This is a genomic window from Candidatus Litorirhabdus singularis, assembly GCF_026262625.1.
GTDB classification, from domain to species: domain Bacteria; phylum Pseudomonadota; class Gammaproteobacteria; order Pseudomonadales; family Halieaceae; genus Litorirhabdus; species Litorirhabdus singularis.
In genome coordinates this window covers 1,578,024-1,600,853 of record NZ_SHNN01000001.1, presented here as the reverse complement: position 1 = coordinate 1,600,853, position 22,830 = coordinate 1,578,024, and the positions used below count along the sequence as shown (strand labels likewise).

Annotated in this window: 20 protein-coding genes; 6 read left to right on the top strand and 14 right to left on the bottom strand. The window is 52.7% G+C overall.

The window, feature by feature from the left end; genetic code table 11:
• Positions 1–7: 7 nt before the first annotated feature.
• From EYC98_RS07160 to EYC98_RS07145, 4 genes are all read right to left on the bottom strand, one after another.
• Complete coding sequence (locus EYC98_RS07160) at positions 8–1,765, bottom strand: carboxylesterase/lipase family protein (protein WP_279244633.1); 1,758 nt, start codon at positions 1,763–1,765, stop codon at positions 8–10.
• A 98-nt stretch (positions 1,766–1,863) separates the two neighbouring features.
• A complete protein-coding gene (locus EYC98_RS07155; RefSeq protein WP_279244632.1) occupies positions 1,864–2,451 on the bottom strand; it encodes a TorD/DmsD family molecular chaperone in 588 nt (195 codons plus the stop codon).
• Positions 2,448–5,165 (bottom strand): molybdopterin-containing oxidoreductase family protein, encoded by a 2,718-nt coding sequence (locus EYC98_RS07150; RefSeq protein WP_279244631.1) that lies wholly within the window; start codon positions 5,163–5,165, stop codon positions 2,448–2,450. Before EYC98_RS07150 ends, EYC98_RS07155 begins: the two co-directional genes overlap by 4 nt.
• A 9-nt stretch (positions 5,166–5,174) precedes the next feature.
• Positions 5,175–5,702, bottom strand: coding sequence for a hypothetical protein (locus EYC98_RS07145; protein WP_279244630.1), 528 nt, complete (start codon positions 5,700–5,702; stop codon positions 5,175–5,177).
• Positions 5,703–6,001: 299 nt separating this feature from the next.
• Between EYC98_RS07145 and EYC98_RS07140 the strand changes: the two genes are divergently transcribed.
• Together EYC98_RS07140 and EYC98_RS07135 are read left to right on the top strand one after the other, a co-directional pair.
• Entirely contained in the window at positions 6,002–7,780 is a 1,779-nt protein-coding gene (locus EYC98_RS07140) for a potassium channel family protein (protein WP_279244629.1), read from the top strand.
• A 77-nt stretch (positions 7,781–7,857) separates the two neighbouring features.
• Positions 7,858–8,178: a hypothetical protein gene (locus EYC98_RS07135; RefSeq protein WP_279244628.1), complete on the top strand. Its 321-nt coding sequence runs from the start codon at positions 7,858–7,860 to the stop codon at positions 8,176–8,178.
• On the opposite strand, the gene EYC98_RS07130 is transcribed toward EYC98_RS07135, so the two are convergent.
• The gene (locus tag EYC98_RS07130; protein ID WP_279244627.1) at positions 8,175–8,897 is read right to left on the bottom strand and encodes a class I SAM-dependent methyltransferase; all 723 of its coding nucleotides are present in this window, start codon (positions 8,895–8,897) and stop codon (positions 8,175–8,177) included. The genes EYC98_RS07135 and EYC98_RS07130 overlap by 4 nt on opposite strands.
• 288 nt (positions 8,898–9,185) lie before the next feature.
• Here EYC98_RS07130 and EYC98_RS07125 point away from each other — a divergent pair, with 288 nt between their 5' ends.
• A complete protein-coding gene (locus EYC98_RS07125; protein WP_279244626.1) occupies positions 9,186–10,268 on the top strand; it encodes a mitochondrial fission ELM1 family protein in 1,083 nt (360 codons plus the stop codon).
• 100 nt (positions 10,269–10,368) lie between these two features.
• The gene (locus EYC98_RS07120) at positions 10,369–12,345 is read left to right on the top strand and encodes an acyltransferase family protein (protein ID WP_279244625.1); all 1,977 of its coding nucleotides are present in this window, start codon (positions 10,369–10,371) and stop codon (positions 12,343–12,345) included.
• A 79-nt stretch (positions 12,346–12,424) separates the two neighbouring features.
• Here the strand turns inward: EYC98_RS07120 and EYC98_RS07115 are convergent, their stop codons facing one another.
• The 4 genes from EYC98_RS07115 to EYC98_RS07100 all read right to left on the bottom strand — a co-directional run bounded on the left by EYC98_RS07115 (position 12,425) and on the right by EYC98_RS07100 (position 16,338).
• Positions 12,425–13,144, bottom strand: a complete 720-nt coding sequence (locus EYC98_RS07115) for a fatty acid desaturase (RefSeq protein ID WP_279244624.1) — start codon at positions 13,142–13,144, stop codon at positions 12,425–12,427.
• 373 nt (positions 13,145–13,517) lie between these two features.
• Positions 13,518–14,213 (bottom strand): ABC transporter ATP-binding protein, encoded by a 696-nt coding sequence (locus EYC98_RS07110; protein ID WP_279244623.1) that lies wholly within the window; start codon positions 14,211–14,213, stop codon positions 13,518–13,520.
• A 20-nt stretch (positions 14,214–14,233) separates the two neighbouring features.
• Positions 14,234–15,007 (bottom strand): ABC transporter permease, encoded by a 774-nt coding sequence (locus EYC98_RS07105; RefSeq protein ID WP_279244622.1) that lies wholly within the window; start codon positions 15,005–15,007, stop codon positions 14,234–14,236.
• Positions 15,008–15,612: 605 nt separating this feature from the next.
• Positions 15,613–16,338, bottom strand: a complete 726-nt coding sequence (locus EYC98_RS07100) for a hypothetical protein (RefSeq protein WP_279244621.1) — start codon at positions 16,336–16,338, stop codon at positions 15,613–15,615.
• Positions 16,339–16,608: 270 nt separating this feature from the next.
• On the opposite strand from EYC98_RS07100, the gene EYC98_RS07095 reads away from it, so the two are divergent.
• Complete coding sequence (locus EYC98_RS07095) at positions 16,609–17,469, top strand: formylglycine-generating enzyme family protein (protein ID WP_279244620.1); 861 nt, start codon at positions 16,609–16,611, stop codon at positions 17,467–17,469.
• A 76-nt stretch (positions 17,470–17,545) separates the two neighbouring features.
• Here the strand turns inward: EYC98_RS07095 and EYC98_RS07090 are convergent, their stop codons facing one another.
• From EYC98_RS07090 to EYC98_RS07075, 4 genes are all read right to left on the bottom strand, one after another.
• Positions 17,546–18,145 (bottom strand): Lcl C-terminal domain-containing protein, encoded by a 600-nt coding sequence (locus EYC98_RS07090; protein ID WP_279244619.1) that lies wholly within the window; start codon positions 18,143–18,145, stop codon positions 17,546–17,548.
• Between the two features lie 59 nt (positions 18,146–18,204).
• Positions 18,205–19,074, bottom strand: a complete 870-nt coding sequence (locus EYC98_RS07085; RefSeq protein ID WP_279244618.1) for an SDR family NAD(P)-dependent oxidoreductase — start codon at positions 19,072–19,074, stop codon at positions 18,205–18,207.
• An 85-nt stretch (positions 19,075–19,159) separates the two neighbouring features.
• The gene (locus tag EYC98_RS07080; RefSeq protein ID WP_279244617.1) at positions 19,160–19,636 is read right to left on the bottom strand and encodes a DUF2505 domain-containing protein; all 477 of its coding nucleotides are present in this window, start codon (positions 19,634–19,636) and stop codon (positions 19,160–19,162) included.
• A 93-nt stretch (positions 19,637–19,729) separates the two neighbouring features.
• Positions 19,730–20,047, bottom strand: a complete 318-nt coding sequence (locus EYC98_RS07075; RefSeq protein WP_279244616.1) for a hypothetical protein — start codon at positions 20,045–20,047, stop codon at positions 19,730–19,732.
• Between the two features lie 287 nt (positions 20,048–20,334).
• On the opposite strand from EYC98_RS07075, the gene EYC98_RS07070 reads away from it, so the two are divergent.
• Positions 20,335–21,729, top strand: coding sequence for a carotenoid oxygenase family protein (locus EYC98_RS07070; protein ID WP_279244615.1), 1,395 nt, complete (start codon positions 20,335–20,337; stop codon positions 21,727–21,729).
• Between the two features lie 90 nt (positions 21,730–21,819).
• Here the strand turns inward: EYC98_RS07070 and EYC98_RS07065 are convergent, their stop codons facing one another.
• Positions 21,820–22,731: a DUF1295 domain-containing protein gene (locus tag EYC98_RS07065; protein WP_279244614.1), complete on the bottom strand. Its 912-nt coding sequence runs from the start codon at positions 22,729–22,731 to the stop codon at positions 21,820–21,822.
• Between the last annotated feature and the right edge of the window lie 99 nt (positions 22,732–22,830).

The window sequence follows — 22,830 nt, the reverse complement described above, 5'->3', positions numbered from 1 at the left end:
TCCGTGCTTAGGGTGCACCACCCTCGCATAGCAATCGGCGTTCGGCATCATCAAAAGCGTCTGCGACCATATAACCATTCAAAAACAGTGCCGAATAAGCCTCGCATCGCTCTTCAACTGTGAATGCCGCGTCAGCAAACAAACGCTGTTTGATGTCTTCCACACGCATGGGCTGATTGCTCATGCGCACACCCCCATCGTTTTCAGTATCCAGCAACATAATGTGGTCGCCGCTTGCTTGCCAGGGTTGCCAGCGCGGTTGCTCCGCTGCACTGCCGGTGCCGGGGTCGCCCGTATGTGCGAAGGCACCCCAATAATTCATCATAGCCGCAGATAATTCTGTGCGTTGCTCACTATTTGAAAAGAGCCAGCTCCAGGGCGCCTCGCTGTGATTACCGAACACGAAGGGGATCTCCATAGCGTGCGCCGCGCCCATTAACAACGGCATATCCAGTACCGCATCGGACATGTCATCAAAGTCAAAGCGATAAGTGTAGACCGAGGCGCCACCGTGCCGGGTAATCACCTCCGCGGGCCTATCCACTGAGAATACTCGCCAGGTATCAGCGCCATAAGACGCCGATTTGTTGTAGCGCTCGCTGCTTTTTACACGAGGAAAAAAGCCAAACCGAAAATCGACCCAGCGCTCATTGAACATCATGAACAGTTTGTCTTCGTCGCGATTGGTGCCAGTAATGATGGGTACCGAATTGTACTTAGCCGGATCTTTGAACAGTTCCAGTGCCGGCTCCAAAAACACATGACCGTCCAGAAACAGCCGCGGCTGGTCGTAGCTATCATCCGAACCCGCAGTTAGCTGTTGGTAAATTTCATCTGCTGTCAGCGCGCGCAAAGCGCTGGCGATTACTGCAGAATCCAAACCCGTCGCGCCAGCCACCAGCTTCGGAACCAACTCTGCGCTATTGTTTTGATAGCTAGGGTAATCGGGTGCGTCCGCACTGATCGACTCTGCCTTGTCGGGATCCATGATTTTCAATGTGCCGCTTTGCACAATGGCTCCGTGAAATAGCCCCTTGGCCAACGGCGTTTGCACCATCGACCAGGTGTTGCGCCCGCCAGCCGATTCGCCGAACACAGTCACTTTATCCGGATTACCGGCAAAGGCTTTGATATTGTCCTGCACCCACTGCAGCGCAGCGATGATATCGAGAGTGCCATAGTTACCGGAGTGATCGGAAGCACTGTCTCCAGCAGTACGCAGTGACTCGTGACGAAACCAGCCAAACAGTCCCAATCTGTAGTTGATGGTTACGACGACAACGTTCTGCTCACTGGCCAGCCGCGCTCCGTCGTATTGCTGTGCGGAACCCAGAATATTGGCGCCGCCGTGAATCCAGAACATGACCGGTAGCTGCTTGGCATCATGTAGCGCAGTGCGGGGGGTAAATACGTTCAAAGTCAGGCAGTCTTCCAGCCCAACCGAGTGCTCAGATTCGGGAGCATTGGAACCTGCGGTCCTATTTGGCGGCTGCACGCAGGCCGAACCAAATTGAGTCGCCTCCAGCGTGTCGCTCCAGGGAATAGCAGCGCGTGGTGCGCGCCAACGCAGTTCATTCACGGGCGGCGCGGCAAAAGGAATCCCTTTCCAGGCATAGGTTGCGTGCTCATGTGCGAAACCGACAACATCGCCACTACTGATCGTAATCAGGCTCTCAGGCGCGGGATCCGGCGCGCTGTCGCCACAGGCAGACAGCAGCAATAACGCAAGTATAAACGCTATTAAGCGGTTCATATGATCATACATGCTTGGACTCTCAAGGCGTTAAATTCGCTGAGTACATCATGCTTCAAGCACAAAGTATAGGGATGGCAATGGTGCAGGTACCGCACCCGCGCATAAAGCTACTGAGGAGACACTGTATGCAGCTCAACCGTAAGCTGCCCTAGCGCGCGGTATAATGGCTCACGTGAAGATTGCGCCAGCGCCGACCCAAAGGCTAGCAGCCATGCGCCCAATAGCTGCTGATCCAGGTGACCGGCAATTTCATTAGCCGTAGCGTCATTCGAAAGCTGCGCTGAGGCGACAAGATCAAGCAGTACGGCAACATGATCCTGAGGCAATCTTCCCCAAGGTTCTCGATGCACAGCCTGGTGACCTAGAGCCAAAAGACCCTGTCCAACCATCATGGATATCTCATCTCTAATCGATTCGCTAGCCTGATTTTCCGCAATCCAGGACGAGGCAAATGGAGAGACACCGTTAGGGAGAAGAAACAAGCGTGCAAATTCCTCGGCCAAGTCTTCACAGCGGCTAGGTGTGAGTTGACCGGCAAGTTCATCGGCCAGCGCAGGCTCTAACTGCACTAGCACATCGCGAGCAGTCCCTAGCTGGCGCCATGCCTCAGCGTCAATTTCACAGACCAGTAAGCGAGCAAGCCATGCATAGATAGGCGCCCGCTCCGCGAGGTCCATTAGCGAAGCCGAAGTCACACCGCATCTACCCGGCTCACCGTACATACATTGTCGAACCAGCTCTGGCCGCCCACCAGTGGCGCCGCGTTAATCGGATAGACGTGATTGATGGCAACCCCGCCCCCGGTACCGCCGCGTTCTTTGGACCACCAGATTTGTCGCGATAATTCATCCCGACCGGGTGTGTTCGCTGCCATACCAGAACTGCCACCCGAAGGCGCTGTGTCACCACCACGAGCAACGACTCCGTGCTCCCAGTGCCCGGCATGGTGCGCCTGAGCTATGACCCGCGGATGCATGCCTGGAATGATGCGTACCCGGTTGCGAACCGTTCCAACCGGGTCGCTTTCGTTAGCCCGGTAGGCAACTCCTTTGGGCCGGTATGTCGTAATATCAATTTCGTCGCCGGTTACTACGCCAAGCCGCACTGCTGTTTCGGGTGCCATCATGGCGTGATTGGTGTGCACGATCTCCGCTGCATGCTTCCAATAGGCAGACCGTCCCTGAGTATGCACATTCCATTTGAATGTGGTCAGAATATAGTCATCTACGCCCAAATTCTTATGCTCTGGAACCTTATGATAGGTTGGTATAGGACTGGCATTGCCGTCATCTAACGACAGGCCTACATGGTCCGCCGCCAACGGAAAAATAGGATCATATACAGCAATCCTCCGCGTGGGAGTCGGAAACCCCTGCACCGCCCGACCATCTTGCATGATGCCTACGGCTTTGCGCTTGCCGCCTTTGGTCTGATACAACACCCCGGTGTCAGGGTCGGTTTCAGCGCCAACCAGATGTTCGGGCAATACGGCGCGGTCGTAAAGTTCATAGTCGAGTGGCCGCTTGTCGTCGTACCAGATTCCATCCCGCTTAAACGTTTCCCAGTCTATCGGCAGATTTTTGTACCACTCACGGTAGTAATCTTCGAGATCTTCGAAGTCGAAGTGTTGCTCCATGCCACCGCCAATAAGCCGCGCCAGATCGCGCCAAATAATCTGCGCCGGCCGCGCCTCGCCAAGCGGTTCAACCAGGGGCTGCCGAATGCCTGTATAGGGGCGTAGACCATAGTTGTTGTTGGAATGCGCATCCCACCGCTCCAGAGCGGTCGCATCGGGCAGGACAATGTCAGCCAGCGAGGCTTGCTCGCCATAATTGATATCGATGGCGACGTGGAAGGGGATAAGAGATTCATCTGCCAGCACTTCACGCGCCAGATTGGCCTCGGGCATACCGTAAGCCGCCCCCAAGGTGTAAGACATGTAAAGGTCGACCTTATGCCGACCCTCTTTAATATAGGGGTAAACCAGCTGACCGACGCGCATCGAGTACCAATGCCACGAAAGCGGGTATTCACTGGGCGTAGCGAGCTCACCAAAATATTTGTCTTGCCACATCTGGGGGAAATTGCGCACGCGTTCTTGTATTTCCGGAGCCAGCGTCTCGAATTGCCGTGTACCCGGCTTCCAGGGACTGGGCGAGGCGGGTTTGGGGGCGGGCTGAGACAGCACTGGCAGGCCATCCTGACCGTAACGGTTGTTCCAGCCGCGCAAAGTGGACAGACAGAAGCCACCGGGCTTGCCAACGTTACCGACGAGTACGTCAAGCATACGAATAGCCCGGTCGGCCTGCATGCCGTTGTAGTGCTTGGCAGATCCCCGGTTGGACATGGTGCAACAGGCAGGCGCCGCGGCGCCGAACTCTTTGGCCAGACGCTCGATAGTCGCCGCGGGAATACCGCTCTCGGATTCTGCCCATTCCGGGGTAAAACTGGCGACATGGGCGCTCATCTCGGCGAAGTCCCACGTTGACCAGCGGTCCCAAAAGTCTCGATCTTCAAGGCCCTCACGTACGATCACATGGGCCATCGCAAGTGCGATAGCGCCGTCGGAAGCTGGATTAACCGCAAAGTACTCATCCGAGACCGACGCCGTCGCAGTGGGTCTGACTTCAAAGGTGACCAGCTTGGCTCCCCGATCTACTTTGGCGTCCATCAAGCGCTTACGCATAAACATACCGCCCTGGTAAGCCTCCATTGGATTACCACCAAAATTGAGCACATATTGCGTGTTCTCAACGTCCTGGCTTTCCCACTCAAAGTCGCGCCCGTAAAAACTCATTAGTGGCGCCCTGCGACTCGAACTACAGATCGAGCGGCGATTGAGGCGGTTGGGGGTACCAAAGGCATCGGTGAAGCGCTTACTGAAGCCCTTGGTTTTGTCGCGACCGTATTGGAATACAAACCGCTCAGGCGTACCGTTCTCACGCAGCGGGCGCAACCGATCGGCAATTTCTCCCAGCGCCTCATCCCATGAAATTCGTTTCCAGCGTCCAGACCCACGCGGGCCCACACGGCGCATCGGATAAAGCAGTCGCTCCGGATATTCGGTGGCTGAGATAAGCCCATTTGCCTTTGAGCAGATCGTACCCTGAGAATTGGGATCGAGGGGGTTGCCTTCAATCAGTTTGACGCGTCCGTCCTCGACCCAGCCGATAACACCGCAGTGGGTGGTACAGCCAAAGCAGATGGTAGGCACAGCGCGGGCTCGCGAATAATTCAGCCTGGTAGAGCGGACTTGCTCCAAAAGCTGATCACGCGCAGCAGGACTAGAGGGCTCTGTCGCTGCACAGGAGAGGAGCGACCCGGCAGCGGTTGCCCCCGCCAGCGTCGCCGATAGCCGAAGGAAATCGCGCCGCAGAATGGACTTTCGAGATTGGTCATTATCAGTCATGCAAACTTCCTAGCGCTGCTCGTAGATTGGATCTTCATCCTTGGGATCCAGGGCGGCGCCCTGATTTAGCTTCGCGCCTACCCATTCCGGCAGCGCGCGATATACCACCTCTTGCTTCAAGTCGGTGGCATCGGGTCCTGCAAGCCGCCGGATATCCGATTCTAGCTCGGCCAGACCAAGCAGCGAGCCCGCAGCCGCAAAGTCCCCAAACACCAAAGCATCGGTCGGACACGCCCGCGCACACGCCGGCTCCATACCCACGGCAAGACTCTCCGCATCATCTGTGCACAGTGACTCGGAGAAAACGGGTACAAACGAATAGGTATCCCCGCCTGGGTCGGGCAGCCAACGGACTCGAAGCGGGAAGCTGCCTAGCTCTACCTCATGTACTGTTTTACAGGCGACACTGCAAGCATGGCATCCAATGCATCTTCTCAGGTCAACCAGAAATCCGGGCCTGTCGGGAGCAAGCGGCGCGCGCTTACCGACGGCTTCATAGGGTGCTGGACGCGGCGCATAGCGCGTGGGATCAGACAAGGGTATATCTCCATAATACGTAACCCGCTTTGAGAAGAATCATCAGCAGATGACCCAGCAGCGAAATTGAACAATACTAGCGTTAGCATCTTTGATGCCAGTGAGCCTCCAAGACTGAGGCGGTAGGTCGAATTATAGAAAGTAAAAAGGGGTAGTGTCGACAAATAACGGGCTCACGTGTATTCCAAGCCTTCGATAGATTGCGACCAAGTTGCAGCAAGGTATTATGGCTGCCAGCGTCAGCTAAAGCGCAATGACTAAAACCACTGCCGCAGAGCAAACTTAGAGTGACCGCAATCATGTCTGGATCCAATAAGAACGGCAACAAATCTCGCTGGCAGATATCCACAGAGCGTTTTGCCTCTGTCTTTCTGCTTTGGGTATCTGCGACATCGCAGCAACGCCATTTTCGGACTTTATTGCGCTTCGTAATTGTCGTGTCAATGCTCGTCACGGCTTACGCGCTAGTTTTTCAAGCGTTGATGACTTTTGAGGGACAAAGCCACTCATTGGTAACGGGCTTCTACTGGGCGCTGTCGACTATGACAACGCTGGGATACGGCGATATTGCATTTACCTCAGACCTGGGCAGAATTTTCTCCATCTTCGTCCTGTTGTCTGGAATGATATTCATGCTGGTCCTGCTCCCGGTTACTTTTATTGAGCTGTTCTGGGCGCCCTGGATGGACGCCAGAGCCGCCGATCTCGTGCCTCGGAGCGTCCCGGAACACATACACGGTCACGTCATACTGACTTTTTATGGCCCCGTTGCCAGTGCGCTTATCGAAAAGCTCAACCAATTTGGCTATCCCTACATTGTCATTCTGCCTGATATTGAAGAAGTGAAGCGACTGGTAGATAAAGGCATCCGGACGATATATGGAGAACTCAATGACCCTGAGACATACCTGCGAGCCCGTGTAGAGCATGCCGCGCTGGTTGCGACAACTCGCAGCGACATCGTCAACACCTCAGTGGTTTTCACGGTCCGTGGCATCACATCCAGCACCAAGGTGATCGCCACGGTCCGCGAGGATAGCGCTGTTGAAATTCTTAAACTAGCCGGTAGTAGCAGGGTTCTGGATCTGACTCGACTAATGGCAGAGGCCCTGGCCAGACGTGCTATCGGTGGTCCCGGTTTCTCACATATCGTCGGCCGTATTGATGACTTGCTGATTGCGGAAATTGATGCGAGCCGAACCAACCTGGTAGGCGAAAATTATGTCAATGCACAACGCCAGACCCAGGTCAGTATCGTTGGTTTTTGGGCCCGCGGACAATTCGAAATCGGTCAGGCGGATAGCACCATCGACGCAAACTCAGTACTGGTTCTGGCCGGCACAAAACAGCAGATTAAGGAATTCGACGCGAATTATCGCGCGGAGGAGGCCTCGGTCAAATCCAAGCCAGTCATTATCATCGGCGGAGGCCGTGTCGGCCGGTCCACTGCGACCGCCCTAAAGCGTCGCGGTATTGATTATCGCATCGTTGAGCCATTGGAAGAGCGTATTCATGATCCGGAGAAATATGTGCACGGATCCGGTTCCGATAAGTCCGCCCTGCAGCGGGCCGGCATCGAGGACGCACCCACCATTATTATCACCACGCGTGATGACGAAACGAACATCTACCTGACCATTCACTGCCGGCTATTGCGCCCTGACATACAGATTATCAGCCGAGCAACTTTTGAACGGAATGTCCCGACGCTACATCGAGCGGGATCGAATATTGTCATGTCTTATGCTTCCATGGGTTCCAACGCCCTATTCAACCTGTTGCAACGCAGTGACTTACTCATGATTGCAGAGGGTCTGGATGTCTTCAAGGTACCGGTGCCAAAGGGATTGGCCGGCAAGTCTTTACTGGAGGCAAGCTTCCGCGAAGCGACCAATTGCAGTGTTATCGGTATCGATACTGATGATGAGACGATAACCGGGGTTGGTCCCGATACGATTCTGCCTGAAACTGGTGAAATAGTGTTGATCGGCACTCCGCAGGGTGAAACTGAGTTTCTCAGATTGTACCCGCTTGAAAAACTGGCCGAGCCTCAGCAGGTCACGAGGAAGCTTGAGTGAAACCGACGACGCTCGTAACTTTAGTAATTCTGATGCTCACTCTCACAGCTTGTCAGCCAGAGACCCCAGAAGAAACTATGTCCGCAGAGAAAGTAGTGCCTGCTGCAACTGCACTTTCACCGGCAAAAATCGCACCCACGGAGCCCCCCACGGTTCCAGCTGAGGCAACCGCAGAGCCACTGCCACTGGATCTCAGTATTCCAGCTGATCTTGACGCGCAGCTGAATACGCGACCGATGGAGAGCTATGAACGCACAGCACCGAATTTTTTTGGTACCGCGGAAAAAAAGAACAAGAAGACGAGCATCTCCGGCAGCGTCATTCACGATGAAGAAAGGCCACTTGATATTAACGGGGTTCAGGGTGGGGAGATTACCATCAAAACCGAGTTCGACTAGCCAGTGAAATACAGTGTTTTGGTACCTGGCTTGCGCAGACTGCTACGGTGCTCGAACGAGAAGAAGCTCTTACTTTGCGTACACAAGGTCCATGCCACCTGCCCTCTGCGCTTGGCGGCACCTTCCATTTGCTCTATCCACCATGCCGGTTGTTTGACGGTGCAGTGCGCGTTGCTGCCATCTGGCAGTATTTTCTTGGCGGGATAGCAGGCGGCGACCACGTATATTTGTTTTTCAGCGCGGCCAAATATTTCGTCGAGAATCCAGGGAATATCCAGCTCGGGTATATGTTCAACAACATCGGTCGAAATGACTGCATCAAATTTGGCGTCTGGCAGCTCAGAGAAAGGATCGTAGCCGGGGTCGTAGCAGGTTATCTCCGCCCCTTCCCACGCCGGTAGCCGCTTACAACGCTCTTCACTTGAGTCGGGGCGCGGCTGGTACAGCTTGCCCTTACCAGATCCGTAATCCAGCACCGATGTCGAGCCACTGCTTTTCAGCAACTTGGCAATGACATCAATATGCGGCTCCAACGACCTGCCATCAAAAGTCTCACCAGCACTATGGTCGACGTCAGGCCTACCCTCGTCATGCATGGTCGCATAGACCTTGGACAATTCAAGGTAACGGGGGCTGGGAGTGTCGCGCGAGTAGTTACCACCCGCTGCAGGTAACGCTTCTTTACTAGAACCGAAGAGGCTGGAAAGCTTGAAAGTCATGGTATCGATATTTCTCTAGAGAGGCATGGAGTAATGCGCTTGGTATGCTCCAAAATATACCTTATATAGCCGCACAGCGGTAGTATGAGGCCGGCGCGCGCACCAGCCACGCTTGCTCACGCCTCGCTGAGCTATATACTTGAGGACACGCAGAGAGAGTAGCCCTCAGCTGTTCAGGATCAGCAGAATCGTCAGCGTCACCCACTGCAGGTGGATCTGGGCACTCTTTGTTTGTTCATTTGCCGGAAATTTCAGGTGCGACCTTCATCGAAACGGGCTATTTTACCGATGTCTAACAGCGAGAAAGAGACACCTATTGTGTGGTTGGTCATCGGCGACAAGGGCGGCGACAACGCCCAAATAGCCATGATCAGCAACACGCTGGGCATACCAGTTGTCACTAAAACCGTGCTACCGAAGGCAAAATTCGTCTTGGGGAAGCCGTTTTTTCGACCCTCCGTGAAGCATCTGGATCTTGATCGTTCAGACCCCCTGACAGCGCCATGGCCAGATCTAATCCTCACCATCGGCCGACGACCAGCAATGGCCGCGCTCTGGATCCAAAAACAATCTACCAAGAACACCAAGATAGTATTACTGGGCAGGCCGAAGCGATTTCTAAAGCGCTTTTCACTGATAATCGCCGCCTCGCACTACCAGGTGCCCGAAGACCCCCGCATTATCACCCTGAATCTGCCGCTTTTTACGGTGAATAAGCATGACATTGCTACTCAGGGTCAAGCCTGGAAAACTCGTTTCGAAGCACTTCCACGTCCGACAGTCGCCTTGATGGTTGGCGGTAAAACCGACCCTTTCCGCTTTGACGCTGACACCGCCAAAGATCTCATGCAGTCCATGAAAACTCAGTTTGATTCCGCCACAGTTTACATATCCACCAGCAGGCGCACCTCGCCCGCTGTGACAGATATCATCAAGCAAGAACTGCCGGCCAATTGGCAGCTTTTTGCCTGGGGCGACGACAGCACCAACAACCCCTACCGCGCCTTGCTATCTGAAGCCGACTATTTTGTCGTGACCGGTGATAGTGTTTCGATGCTGGTAGAAGTGGCACAGATGGGCAAACCGCTTGCTATTTATGCTCTACCCAACCAAACCAGCATTATTGCGCGACTTAAATTGGCCGCCACCGGACACGGCAAGTTTTCAGCTATCATAAAACCCATTTTCGGCGTTTTACAGAAACTGGGACTGGTCGGCTATACCCGCGATCTGACTCGCATTCATAGCTACTTGTATCAGCAAAAGTTGGCAGTACCGCTCGGAAAAGAGTTTGTTCCATCACCTGGATACAAAGACAGTGATGCACTTGAGCATGTTAGCCGCCGGATTAAGCAACTGCTTGAAACATGAGTAGGCGCCTGCGGACGCTAATAGCTGGCACTTTCATCAGTGACACGCACCATTCCTAGGGCTACACTCTGCGCGGTTTTTCTGAAAAAGCTCCCAGGCAATGAAATATCGCTCTGACATAGACGGCCTTCGAGCCGTTGCAGTGCTTCCCGTGGTTCTCTACCACGCAGGGTACACGTGGATACCCGGTGGCTTTGTCGGCGTTGATATCTTTTTCGTCATTTCGGGCTATCTCATCAGCTCTATTATTGCCAAGGAAATACAGCAAGAACGCTTCACCTTCCTGTCGTTTTACCTGCGTCGAGTCAGACGGATCATTCCAGCACTTCTAGTAGTACTGACCACCACGGTGATCGCCGGCTACTACTTTTTGTTACCCACCGAGTACGTCAACCTGGCGCAGGCTACGATCGCAACACTGGCCTTTGTACCCAATATCTTCTTTTTCGACGCCTCAACTACCTATTTCGGTCTCGACGTAGCAACCGAACCCTTACTGCACACTTGGTCACTGGGCGTAGAGTTGCAGTTCTATATCCTGTTTCCGCTGCTAATGATTCCCCTGAGCCGCTATCTTGGCAGGGTAAGTCTGGGATGTAGCATTGTGCTTTTACTGGCGCTTTCGCTGGCACTCAACCTCGCGCTAACCCCATATTTGAGCAAGTTCGCTTTCTATCTGTTGCCAACTCGCGCCTGGGAATTACTGTTTGGCGTGGTTCTCGGTCTGGGCTTAATTCCTGTTATTCGCAGCTACTGGCTGGCAAATGTAGTCGCCATGTGTGGACTTCTTCTGATCGCCGGCACCATGCTGTTACTGTCTGCATCAGACCCGTTTCCGGGTATCAATGCAGTTTATCCCGTATTGGGCGCAGCACTGATTATCTGGGCCAATACGGGAAACAATACACTCATCGCCAAACTGCTAAGCGTCAGACTAATGGTGCTTGTGGGCCTCATCTCCTACTCGCTCTATCTATGGCACTGGCCCGTGATGGTATTTGTCCTGATGCTGGAGGGCGGCCCCATAACCAAAGCCCTAATAGTGGCTGTATCGCTGCTGCTGGCTACGCTTTCATACCGCTATGTTGAGGGCCGCTATCGTAAAACTGACCAACCACTCAACGATCGACAACTGGGCAAAGAGCTGGGCTTTTTGACGGTGATAATACTGCTGGGCGTTGCCGTAATTATCGGTAGCAATGGCCTGGCTTCACGGGTGCCCGAGTCCGCTTTTTCTATCGTTGACGAGCTGGAAAATTATCACAACAATACGCCTGCCAGCTGCGAAGACTTTGGCCGTGCAGACGGCGACAGAGTTGCTCAAGCGTGCCAGTTGGGTGACGAGAACGGCGCACCGGAATTTGTGCTCTGGGGAGACTCCCATGCCGAAGCGTTAATGCCAGGACTACAACGCGCTGCACTCAAGACAGGTAACTCAGGAATCGCTTTTCACTACGGTGGCTGCCGGCCTCTGCTGGGAGTTTCGCGAGAGAATGATTATCGCTGTCTGAATTTTGGCCATGAAGTCATGGCGTTCATTGAGAGTAACCCCAGCATCAGGCAGGTTTATCTGGCTGGCTATTGGAGACTGCCGCTGTTGAGCTTTAGCTATGACAACAGTAACTTTTTTATTGTCGATGAAGAATCCGGCAGCAGTTCTCCCGGTGAAAATCGTCAGGTTTTCAGTAGAGGGTTAGCCAGGACACTGCATGCACTGAAAGACAAAGACATATTTTTTGTGGAAGACATTCCTGAAGTTGGCGCCAGTTTCGGGAAATCGGTCAGTAGCAACTTTATCCGCCAGGCATGGCTGAGTAGCTCGCAAACAGACACCCTCAGGCACCACAAAAGACAGGACCTCTACAAGGTGTATCTGGAGGCAGCACTGACTAATCAGCAACAGAGCTTTGAAGTCATACCTACCCAAGCCACGCTATGCGAAGGCAATCAATGCCCTCTTACAATAGACGGCAGTCTGGTTTATAACGACGGCGATCATATCTCCCTATACGGTGCCTATCTGCTCAGTCCACTGTTTGAGGAGACACTAGGGCGATTACTGAGAGATAAGGACTAGCTAGCTGAACTCACTATGGACCAGGTGGGGTGCAATTGACCAGATCACCTGAGAGCGTTGCCAAATACTGCAACGTCTTTTAAGAGGTACCCCTGACACCCCGGATAAGCCCCGGTGGGATATGTTCCTTTATCTGCTCGTGCAGCTGCGGCAACTCAGACCAATGCACACCCTGCTTAAAGTGGTGCGCTGCGTGATAACCAAGGTTACCCGTTAGTACATTGTAGAGACGCCCAACATTGCTGTAGGAGGCCGCAAACACATTTTTCGTATCCAGCCCAGCGTGATGATCATAGGTCGCCCATGACGTCACGAACAGTCCAGTAATCATGGGCAGAACAAACAGCAGCAACCCCGCTACCGGCTTGTACCAGACCGCCAGTGCCACAATACCGAAAGTAACCGCTGTACAAAAAACAAACGCCCGCTGGGCTTTAGGGTGTTGTTTGCCCACCTGATAGCCACGCGGATAAGCGGTTAGTCCCACATTGAGGGTATATTCCCACTCCCCCATGGTCTCTCCCGAGGAGCGTTTCCAGCGGCTCTCGTCCTGAGTTTGATCCAGATAGTTCTGATGATGGCCCAACACGTGGTGCAGCAGCCATAAATTGGTGGTTACCCCGGTATGCAGGGCATAAAAGAATTCCAACACGCGATTTACTGGCTTGAAGCGAAATGTGCGCGTGTGCTGGTGATGATGATTCCAGGCACAAATTTGCACTTTGGGGAATATCATCAAAACCCAATACAACAACAGCAGATAGGTGTTCTGCACCGCAAAATACAGGTACAGGTCCACGCAGCTGATCGCTAGGATAATGGCAACCGGCAAGCGGTCAGCGGAATATCTAAACAACTTGAATATGTCTCAGGCTCTTATTTTCATAATCCTGCACACTAACAGAAAACAGCGCTTCGGGTGAACTTTGTAGAAATATATGTTCAGAGAGTCATAGCCGGTACAAATCCCTGATTTCACCTTATAGCTGTGTTCTAGCAGGTTGCACCTGCCAGGCTGGACGATGTGCTACCAATCCTGCTCGAACCAAGAGATTCGATTGCCAGCAGACACTATTTGAAATATCACAGCTGTTCATCCACTCTGTCAGAGAAAACTAAAGTATGCAGCAGGTCGCTTTAGCTTAAGGTAAATAGGCTTACCGAGCGTTCGCTCATTTCGGGCCCAGCTTAATCGAAGCGGTATATTGCTTAAGCACCGACTCAGCGTCACCCTCGGCGGCAATTTTACCCTGGTCCAACCAAATAGCTCGATCGCAAATGGATTGCACCTGCGGCCCTTGATGGGAAACAAAAACCACCGTCTGCTCGCCCGTGATACGCTCTTTCAAAGCAGCCTCGGCCTTTGCCCTAAATTGGGCGTCACCTACAGCCAATACTTCATCAATCATTAGAATATCCACACGCGTCATGAGTGCCGTGGTGAAGCCCAATCGAGAACGCATGCCGGAAGAGTAGGTCTTAACCGGCTCCTCGAAACCATCACCCAGTTCAGAAAAGGCTTTGATCTCCTCTAGACATGATTCCGCTTCAGCACGCGTAGAGCCCTGTAACATCGCCGACAATAAAGCGTTTGAGCGCCCCGAGAGTTGTGGTTTGAACCCCAGACCGATTGTAAGTAGCGCGGCGGATGTATTTGCTCGACGCCGCACCGTACCGGCGGTTGGCCCAAAAATGCCGGCCATCAGCCTGAGTATCGTTGTCTTGCCACAGCCGTTTTTACCAATGACACCGAGGGTCTCACCCTTATAGAGACTTAAAGAAACGCCGTTAAGTACGTTATGAACACCGTGCTCAAATGAGTTTTTACCTGATCGATAATTGAGAACAACATTATCCAGCTCCAACATAGTAGGTCTGATGCTGGTACTCACGCTGTAAGAGCCTTCAGCGCCAGAGATTTACTTAAGAAGCGCATAAGCTTGACCATAATGATAGTAAGGCCGCCGAATAGAGCCCCCACCCAAGCCAGATGCACCAGGTCGGGCGCAGCATTTTGCATAAGCACCTGACGGTAAGAATCCAGAATGAGCGCCATGGGGTTGTACAGCAACACAGCTTCAGCCATCGCTGGCTCCAACGCCCGCAAGTCCCAGAAAATACCAGAGGTGAACATCAAAAATATCATGCCAAGGCCAATAAAAATGGTGAAGTCCCGCATATAGCAAACGAGTACTGCGCCCACATAAGAACAAGCCACAATCATAATGTAGTTGACGAGCATGATGGGGATTAGCCAGAACCAGGCCATCGTTGGCATATAACCAGTGAACAGCAAAATTGCGAACAAAAGCAGAAAAACCACAGCTTGTTTGTACAGGCCCTCCTGAATAACGGCCATCGGAAAAAGGGTCTTAGTAACGTCGATTTTACCGATCAAACCGACGTTGGCGATTATGCTGCTGGACGCTTGGCTGACGCTCTTGGAAAACCAAACGAAGGGCAGCTTTCCACACACCAGAAAAATCAGGAAATCGGATCGCCGAGAATCCAGTATGACGTTAAAGACTACGTAAAAGACACCGACATAGAGCAACGGCTCCAGCACCCACCACAGATAACCAAAGTAGTATCTGGAAGCATCTGACTTGAGCGCCATACGCGCCTGCACATCAATAAGGGCATAGTATTGAGATAGGGTCATTAGAACAATCTTGGGTGGGAGTTATGGACAAGCAAGTCTCTCATGACTATCGTCATCTCAAGAAACGAACCAAGCCTGACGCTTTACCTAATTATAGATGTGATGCTCTTAGGGTACAATAGACGCCCCGGCGCTACTAATTTTGGCAACACTTGGCGCTCGCGTGACTCGACTTCTATCAAACTAAAGCGAGTTTCAGTCTAATTGAAGACCATTGCCGACGGCTGGGAAAAACCATCAACTAGCTTATCCTCACCCCGCTCAATGATGACAAAATTGGGGTGTCACCGTATCGAAGAAATCACTCGGTGGTTTAGGATAGAAAGCTGGACATCGAGCCTCCGCCTCATTCGAAGCTTTCCAATTCGACACTGAACCATCATCCGATCCAGTCAGATGATTTCCGGCTTTGAGAATGAAGGAGATGCACTTGGTACTTGCTCAGGATTGTTTATAACGAAACATACGCACTTGCGCAGGGTTGACGATGGCCTCGGCGACTTTTTAGAAGGTAGGGGCTGTAAAACTCATCAAGGCCCAGTTCTGAACATGGCTGCGACCCGCCGTACAACAGTTTTCGTCCTGGAGGGATCACCCAAGAAAATTCATCGGAGTGCTAATGAGCGCAATTTGCGATACAGCCGACCGATCCGCCACGGAAGTTTCTCTTGGCTCGCGTTCTGCGAACCCCTTAGACGCTCTTCCCAAAATTTCTCTCCAGATTCTTTCGGCAATACGCCAAGAATATCCAGAGCCCTATTCAAATTGGCATGAAAATTTTCTTCGCTATCATCGAAGCACAGTATCGGAAATGGACCTTTTTTGTATTCCTGCAACATACGTTTGTTGTAGACATACCACAATTTGAGAGCCCGATTGCGCGGCATGTCACTCCTAACGCGCAGTGACTCGGCAACAGCATTGGGGTGACGGAAGCTACCTATATATTCCATATCAGGATACAACTGCTTCCAGCCTTCAAGCACCAACAGTACACGTGGATCCTTGAAGCCAAACAGCGGATATTCTGCATAACTCTCCAGCAATTCTCGCCCGGCTTGCTTCTCCTCAGAGCGCCACACAGAACTTGCAGGCGGCTCATCCCACGCTCCGCCGTTATGCTCAAGAATCGAATCATGCAAGTCAACGAAGCGTTGATTTTCCCTGTTACCCTTCTTGTTATATGGATTCCAAGTATGAATATCTCCGAGCGCAATTCCCGCATTCTGCAAAGATCCGGTCAAACAGCTGGTACCACTGCGGTGCATACCCAATATACAAATTATCCTTGCCGGAGCAGGTCGCACATCATTGTTAGATATCTGGCTCATCGCGGGTGTCACCACGTCCTCTTACTGCATCTTAAATCGGTAGTCATATCGATCGAGTATCTTCGAGCATTCTCGCATATAGTGCAGCAGATTACTGTCGTTTAGCGGGTAATTCTGGATCACGCAGCGACACGCGAACTCGTCTTATCGAACTATACTCAATACCTGCGACGTGAATTCAGGTATAAATCATCTGCACAGCAGTTAAACCAGTGCTTTAGCCTTTGCGATTCAGCGCGACTGTCACCAGTTTGGGGAGTAGAAAATCGATTGAACATACGCAAAGTAATTTCTTTTTGTGCAGCACTATCATTGGCTGCATCAGCGGCCTCAACAGTGGCGTCTGCAGAAGAAGGTAGTGCAACCAAGCCCGAGCCACAATACAAATTGTCCGCCGAGAGTCAGGCAAAGCTGCTTGCCGAGATGATCTGGGTGGACGGCGGCAGCTTTACCATGGGCTCCGAAGATGACATTGCAGATGATCGAGAGAAACCGGCTCACACCGTGACGGTTGACGGCTTCTATATGGGCCGCACTGAGTTTACCCAGGACATTTTTGAAGAGCTGATGGGCTGGAATAACAGCTATTTCTCCTGTGCTACCTGCCCCGTCAACAACCTTAGTTGGCTCAACATTCAGTTACTGGTTGATCGACTGAATGAAGCTACCGGCAAGCGTTTTCGGCTGCCCACGGAAGCGGAATGGGAATACGCCGCCCGCGGCGGCAATAGGTCCAAGGGGTTTTTATTCAGCGGTTCCAACAGTATTGATGAAGTCGCCTGGTATGCGGGTAACGCCGGCAATCGCAGCCACCCGGTGGCTCAGAAAGCCCCCAATGAACTCGGCTTATATGATATGACGGGCAATCTTTGGGAATTCTGCCTGGATAATATGAGTTCAAACCTCTATGCACGACATCATCAACTGAAAGGCGACCAGCCCAGGGTTAACCCAGTGCACATTGTTGAAGCCTCTGACCCGCGGCGCATGGTTATAAAAGTCCAGCGCGGCGGTGGCTACGAGTTTGAGGCTGAGGAATCACAGGTCTACCGGCGCGATGGGGCCAGCAATAATGTGCGGATGCCCGATATCGGTTTTCGTCTGGTAATGGAGCGCAGTGGCAACGAATAGGTATCTTGACCCTGGACTCACTAAAGATGCCTGCCCACCTAAGCGTGGAAGAGGTAAACCCTATAACCAGATACCTTTACTCACCTACACAAAGAGCTTCTATACCGACAGTACTGTTCCGCGCAGAGCTGCTAACTCCTAGCGTTTCAAAATCAAAGTAAAAGGCAGCACCTGCGCCATCGACATCAGCGCTCCAGATCCAGTTGCTGCCAATACCATCGTGGAAAATCCTGGCAATCTTTCTATCCCAGGCATTTGGGTCATTCGGGTCCGCAATGGATTGCAGCTCCGCAATGGTTGGCAGGCGATAGGCTAGACCGCCCGCATTCAGGCCACTACAGTAGGCAGATGCCTGTGCCCAATCGACAATTCCGGCTGCTTTCGTGCTGGTCGTCCATGTGGTGTCGCCAAACTTGTAGATTGGCACGTTGGCCGTGATTGCAGGCCGCTCCGCCTCGCCCACCGATGCGCGGGGAGCAGGGTCCTGGCCTGCTTCCCAGGTTGAACCGTAAACCACCAGGCCAACGCCAATTGCGACCAATATCAACCACGGAGGGCCCTCCATTTTCATATCCCGGAAGCCGCCTCCGCTGCTCCCCTGCCCGAAACCACCCACCGCGAAATACAGTCCGGCTAACACTAAAACTACGCCCAATACTATAATGACAATTTGCATCCTGAGATTTTCTCCGTTATGTCAACGTCTCGCCGACTGGCAGACTGATTGGTTAAGCATCAGTCTGCGTCAAAAGGCGCTACTCCGGCAAGCACTGATTGGTAGGCTTCTTCTCCGTATATCTGCTGCACCATCACCGACATATCCGCGGCCTTGCGCAGTTCATTGCCGCCCTCAATCGCAAAGCTCTGGCCAGTCACCCAGGAAGATTCCGGTCCGGCCAGGTAGCGCACGCCGGCTGCAATATCCTCCGGCTCACCTAGACGTCCCAATGGCTTCTCTGCAGCAAAAGCAGCATATGTCGCGGGGTCATCAAACAGACTAGCAGTGGCCTCGGTGCGGGTAAGCCCGGGGCGCACGGCGTTAACCCTAATTCCAAAGCGCGACAACTCTTCGGCCGCGGCGCGCACAAAACCCTCCAGCCCGGACTTGGCCGTTGTATACGCGGGCAACCACGGAAACGCCAGCTTGGCTGCATCCGACGATATACAGACAATGGAACCACCCCCGGCTGCGTGCATGGCTTTAACCGAGTAACGCACTACCAGGAAGGCAGAGACAATATTCAATTCCAGTTCGCTGCGGAAGCTGTCAGCGTCATGCATTAGCAGCGGCCGAATCTGACCACCGCCGACCGTGGGCACACAGATATCCAGCTTACCGTCAGTAGTCGCCAACTCGATAGCGGCTTTCACGTCATCAGTAGCCATCGCATCCCCCGCAAACAGCTCGATCCTTGCACCTGCCGTCAATTCCGGCTGCAAGCGCTCATGCACCTCTTGCAACTTCTCCAGCGAGCGACTCATCAACGTTACCGAAGCGCCATCCCGGATAAAGGCCTGGGCACAAGCACTGCCAATACCGCCTGAACCACCGGTGATCAGCGCCATTTTGCCCTGCAAGGGAAGGTTTTTTTCAGTGCTGGACATATCTACTCCTCTGTACATCGCAGCCGCACTCTAAACAGCTGCGCTGGATGCTCTGTCAGAGAGCAACCAGATCCTAAACATGGGGTTACCCCAACTGCTGCTGCAGATAGTCCAACTCCGCCGCACAGCCCTCTTCCGCCTGGACCAATATAAACTTCTCAATGCGGCGACCCAGCAAAGGAATTTTGGCGCTGGCACTGTGCTCAATTGAGTAACAACATCCAGCATCGGTTGGGTAGAGTTCAAAGCGGGCACCTACCGCAACTGGCTGGCCTTCAACTTCAAAGGTGTATTCACCTTTCCAGCCGCCGTCGTCATCGGCCTGCCACTGTTCAGTGATATGAATGATCTGCACCGAATCCATCATCTTAGCCAGAAAGCGCGGTAGGTCGCGCTGCAATTTACGCGTCAGTTTGATAACAGTGGTGTCATCAAACTCTTCCACCTCACAGCTGGCCTCCAGCTCCCCGAGTGCCAGGCAACGATCAACCAGGAAGTCCGGGTCCATCAGCAGGGCCAGAACACTTTCGACTTCTTGTTCAAATTCATAGTGAACGGCCATAAAAACCCTCGATATGCTGCATTTTTTGGAATTGAGACTTATACCGTTTCGAGGCTCTGACAGGATAAGTCAGAAGCACAGCCCCTGATAGAGCTAGCGCCTCCGATCCCTGTCATTGTCATCTCGGAAATCTTCCAGATCTTCAAGGTCCTCTTCCAGGCGCCGGTCCTGGCGACGGTCTGAACGCCGAATAGTCCCTGTAACTCCGGTAGGCCCGATCAGGTTGCCTCCTGCATCCTGGGACGACTCTTCTGCCGGTTCGCTTTCCTCAACAACGGTAGTCGTTGATCCATCGGCATTAGTTGTGGTCGTTGTAGTTGTAGTTGTCTGGGCATTTAAAATCGTCGGCGCGGCCAAAGTAACAACCATTGCCACCGCCAAATATCTGAAACGAGATTCAATACTTGCCATACTAAAATGTCCCCAATCCAAGAAATGTAAGTACCCCAGAACGTACCAAAAGCGTTCCGACTAAGCAATAAACCGCACGCCGCAGCCAGCTCCGCTGCCCAGTGGCTGCAGAGTCGAATCCAGCGCCTCCCGATACTTCGCGGACGCTGGTGCAGGCATCTATGGGAACGCGCATTGTGGCGGTCTCAGCCACCTAATTTGTGACCACCTTCCTATACATATACGCTCAAGGTGCTATTGTGAATAAAGCACTGCATCCGATAAAAAGCATAAAACAGGGAAATTCCATGAATACTGCTGCACAGAACCTACCCACGAATCCTCAATTGGAAGAAAATTACAAGCCGGTCTACGATGAAATCACCGCAGAAGAGATGGAGGTTATCGGCACCATTCCTAATGACATTGCGGGCAACTTCCTGCGTATCGGCCCCAATCCTTATTACGTACCCGACATAGAGAAATATCACATTTTTGACGGCGATGGCATGATTCACGGGGTACATATCCGCGACGGCAAGGCCACCTACCGAAATCGCTTTATTGACTCAGATGGGCTCCGAGAAGAGCGAGCCAAGGGCGAGTGGATCTATCCGGGCCTCAACATGTTTGGTGAGATGATTGCCAAAGGCGAGATACCTCCCAGCAAGAATACGGGTAACACAGCCATGGTATTTCACAACCAACAGCTGTTCGCCCTGATGGAAGGCGGCACCCCCTATCGTGTCACCCTGCCAGACCTGGAGACCACGGGTGAGCATGACTTTGACGGCACGTTAAACCACAACTTCACCGCCCACCCCAAAGTGGATACCGCAACCAATGAAATGATTACCTTCGGTTACTCGCCAATGCCGCCATTTCTGACTTATTCCGTGGTGGCTCCAACAGGAAAGGCCATCCACACGAAGGAAATTACGATACCCAAAGGCATCATGATGCACGACTGTGCGATCACTGAAAATTACACCATCTTTCCTGACCTACCACTGATCTTTGATTTTGAGGCGGCGATGAATGGCGAGGACATGATTCGCTGGGATCCGTCCAACGGCTGCCGCTTTGGTGTGGTGCCGCGCCTGGGTGACGACTCCAATATCAAGTGGTTTGATATTGAAGAGAGCTTTTTATTCCACGTTTCCAACTCCTGGGAAGAAGGCGATGAAATCGTATTTCAGGCCTGTCGCTCCAACCGCGGCGGCATTGTCTCTGATCCCGACAGTGATGTAACAGAGCAATTAGGGCAGTTGCACGAATGGCGCTTGAATATGGCTACCGGTGAGGTAAGCTCCAAGCCACTTGACCGCGAGTACCACTGCGATTTCCCTCGCATCAATGATGAACTGATGGGGCGTAAGAACCGATACCTATACGCAGCGCGTTTTCGCACCGACGCCATGGCGACCTTCGACGGCGAAATGAAATACGACAATGAGACTGGTGAAATTCAGGTACATCCGTTTGGCGACAATTGCGAATCGGGCGAAGCGGTGTTCGCACCTCGCCTCAACGCCCAGAGCGAAGATGATGGTTATGTGATCTGTTTCGTCTACGATAAGGTCGCCCAAGAAAGTGAATGCCATATCATCGATGCCAAGCGTTTCACCGATGAACCAGTAGCGCGTATCAAAATCCCTCAGCGTGTGCCGCATGGCTTTCACGCATCCTGGGTAGCTGACTAACCCCCGGCTTGCCGGGTGCTTTAGCCCGGCGTCCTTGAGGGGACAGATTGTTACTGCGAGATTGAGTGAAACGCCCCAACCTGTTTGGGGCTATTTTCTCGGCCCAGGGAAAAAGATATTGGTTTTCTCCTGGTAGGCTTTGTAGTCAGGCCGCTTTTGCACCGAATAGTACTCCGCCGGCACGGCTCCAGTATTATAGACCAGTGTGGCATACATCATTCTTGATGCCATCAAAAGACCCACACCCAGCAGGCCCCAAATCACCGTCGACTCTTGATTTTGCAGCGCTAACCAGGACGGTATAGCTGCAATAATAAGGCCATTCCACACCATCCACTCGGCAAAATAATTCGGGTGACGGGTGTACTTCCACAAACCGACATCACACACTCTGTTTTTCTGACCTGAGCGTTTCATGGCCTTTAAAAAGGCCAGTTTTTGGAGGTCTGCGACAGACTCCATAGCAAAAGCGCCTACCCAGACCAGCAGGCCGATCACCTCTAGCGCCGAGACACTATCACTGGGGTTTGTGGCTATCAGGAACGCCGGCAGCGCCAGAAAAGAGGCGTTGGCCATACCCTGCAAAATAGCATCTACCTGCATTGCCAGTGCGGTATTGGTCTTACCTGCCTTTAGCCAACGTCGCTTTTGATATTCATAGCGCGGGAGCTCCTTTTTCAGAACACCCATTTTCCAGAGTTGCAAAGCGCCCAGTCCCATTCGGCTACCCACAAAAATATAAGCCATGCTAACCAGAGCTACACGAACGGGATCACCTTCACCGGTGACCCAGGTCAAAACCCCTATAACAGCGACGCCCCAGGGCCAGCCGATGTCCACATAAGACATACGTCCAGTGCGCCAAATCGGCAGACAGACCACCAGGGCAAATAGCAGCATCTGCAGCGCTCCATTGACGAGACTGGTGGCAAAAAGGCTGTTGGTCATTAGCAACAAAATCCAACCTGCAAAAAATGAGGCCAAGGGTAGAAAGTACTTCATATTATTGTCCAGATCCTGTGATACTTAGGTGGGATTGCGCTGACACTCACCGCATGAATTGAGTGGTCAAATAGAGATTAATCCCCCGTTAACCTGATG

Coding starts and splice junctions, on each gene's coding strand:
- EYC98_RS07090 (WP_279244619.1), bottom strand. CDS start 18,145: ATGCAAATTGTCATTATAGTATTGGGCGTAGTTTTAGTGTTAGCCGGA.
- EYC98_RS07150 (WP_279244631.1), bottom strand. CDS start 5,165: ATGACTGATAATGACCAATCTCGAAAGTCCATTCTGCGGCGCGATTTC.
- EYC98_RS07075 (WP_279244616.1), bottom strand. CDS start 20,047: ATGGCAAGTATTGAATCTCGTTTCAGATATTTGGCGGTGGCAATGGTT.
- EYC98_RS07120 (WP_279244625.1), top strand. CDS start 10,369: ATGAAATATCGCTCTGACATAGACGGCCTTCGAGCCGTTGCAGTGCTT.
- EYC98_RS07105 (WP_279244622.1), bottom strand. CDS start 15,007: ATGACCCTATCTCAATACTATGCCCTTATTGATGTGCAGGCGCGTATG.
- EYC98_RS07085 (WP_279244618.1), bottom strand. CDS start 19,074: ATGTCCAGCACTGAAAAAAACCTTCCCTTGCAGGGCAAAATGGCGCTG.
- EYC98_RS07140 (WP_279244629.1), top strand. CDS start 6,002: ATGTCTGGATCCAATAAGAACGGCAACAAATCTCGCTGGCAGATATCC.
- EYC98_RS07070 (WP_279244615.1), top strand. CDS start 20,335: ATGAATACTGCTGCACAGAACCTACCCACGAATCCTCAATTGGAAGAA.
- EYC98_RS07130 (WP_279244627.1), bottom strand. CDS start 8,897: ATGACTTTCAAGCTTTCCAGCCTCTTCGGTTCTAGTAAAGAAGCGTTA.
- EYC98_RS07160 (WP_279244633.1), bottom strand. CDS start 1,765: ATGTATGATCATATGAACCGCTTAATAGCGTTTATACTTGCGTTATTG.
- EYC98_RS07065 (WP_279244614.1), bottom strand. CDS start 22,731: ATGAAGTACTTTCTACCCTTGGCCTCATTTTTTGCAGGTTGGATTTTG.
- EYC98_RS07135 (WP_279244628.1), top strand. CDS start 7,858: ATGTCCGCAGAGAAAGTAGTGCCTGCTGCAACTGCACTTTCACCGGCA.
- EYC98_RS07100 (WP_279244621.1), bottom strand. CDS start 16,338: ATGAGCCAGATATCTAACAATGATGTGCGACCTGCTCCGGCAAGGATA.
- EYC98_RS07080 (WP_279244617.1), bottom strand. CDS start 19,636: ATGGCCGTTCACTATGAATTTGAACAAGAAGTCGAAAGTGTTCTGGCC.
- EYC98_RS07110 (WP_279244623.1), bottom strand. CDS start 14,213: ATGTTGGAGCTGGATAATGTTGTTCTCAATTATCGATCAGGTAAAAAC.
- EYC98_RS07125 (WP_279244626.1), top strand. CDS start 9,186: ATGTCTAACAGCGAGAAAGAGACACCTATTGTGTGGTTGGTCATCGGC.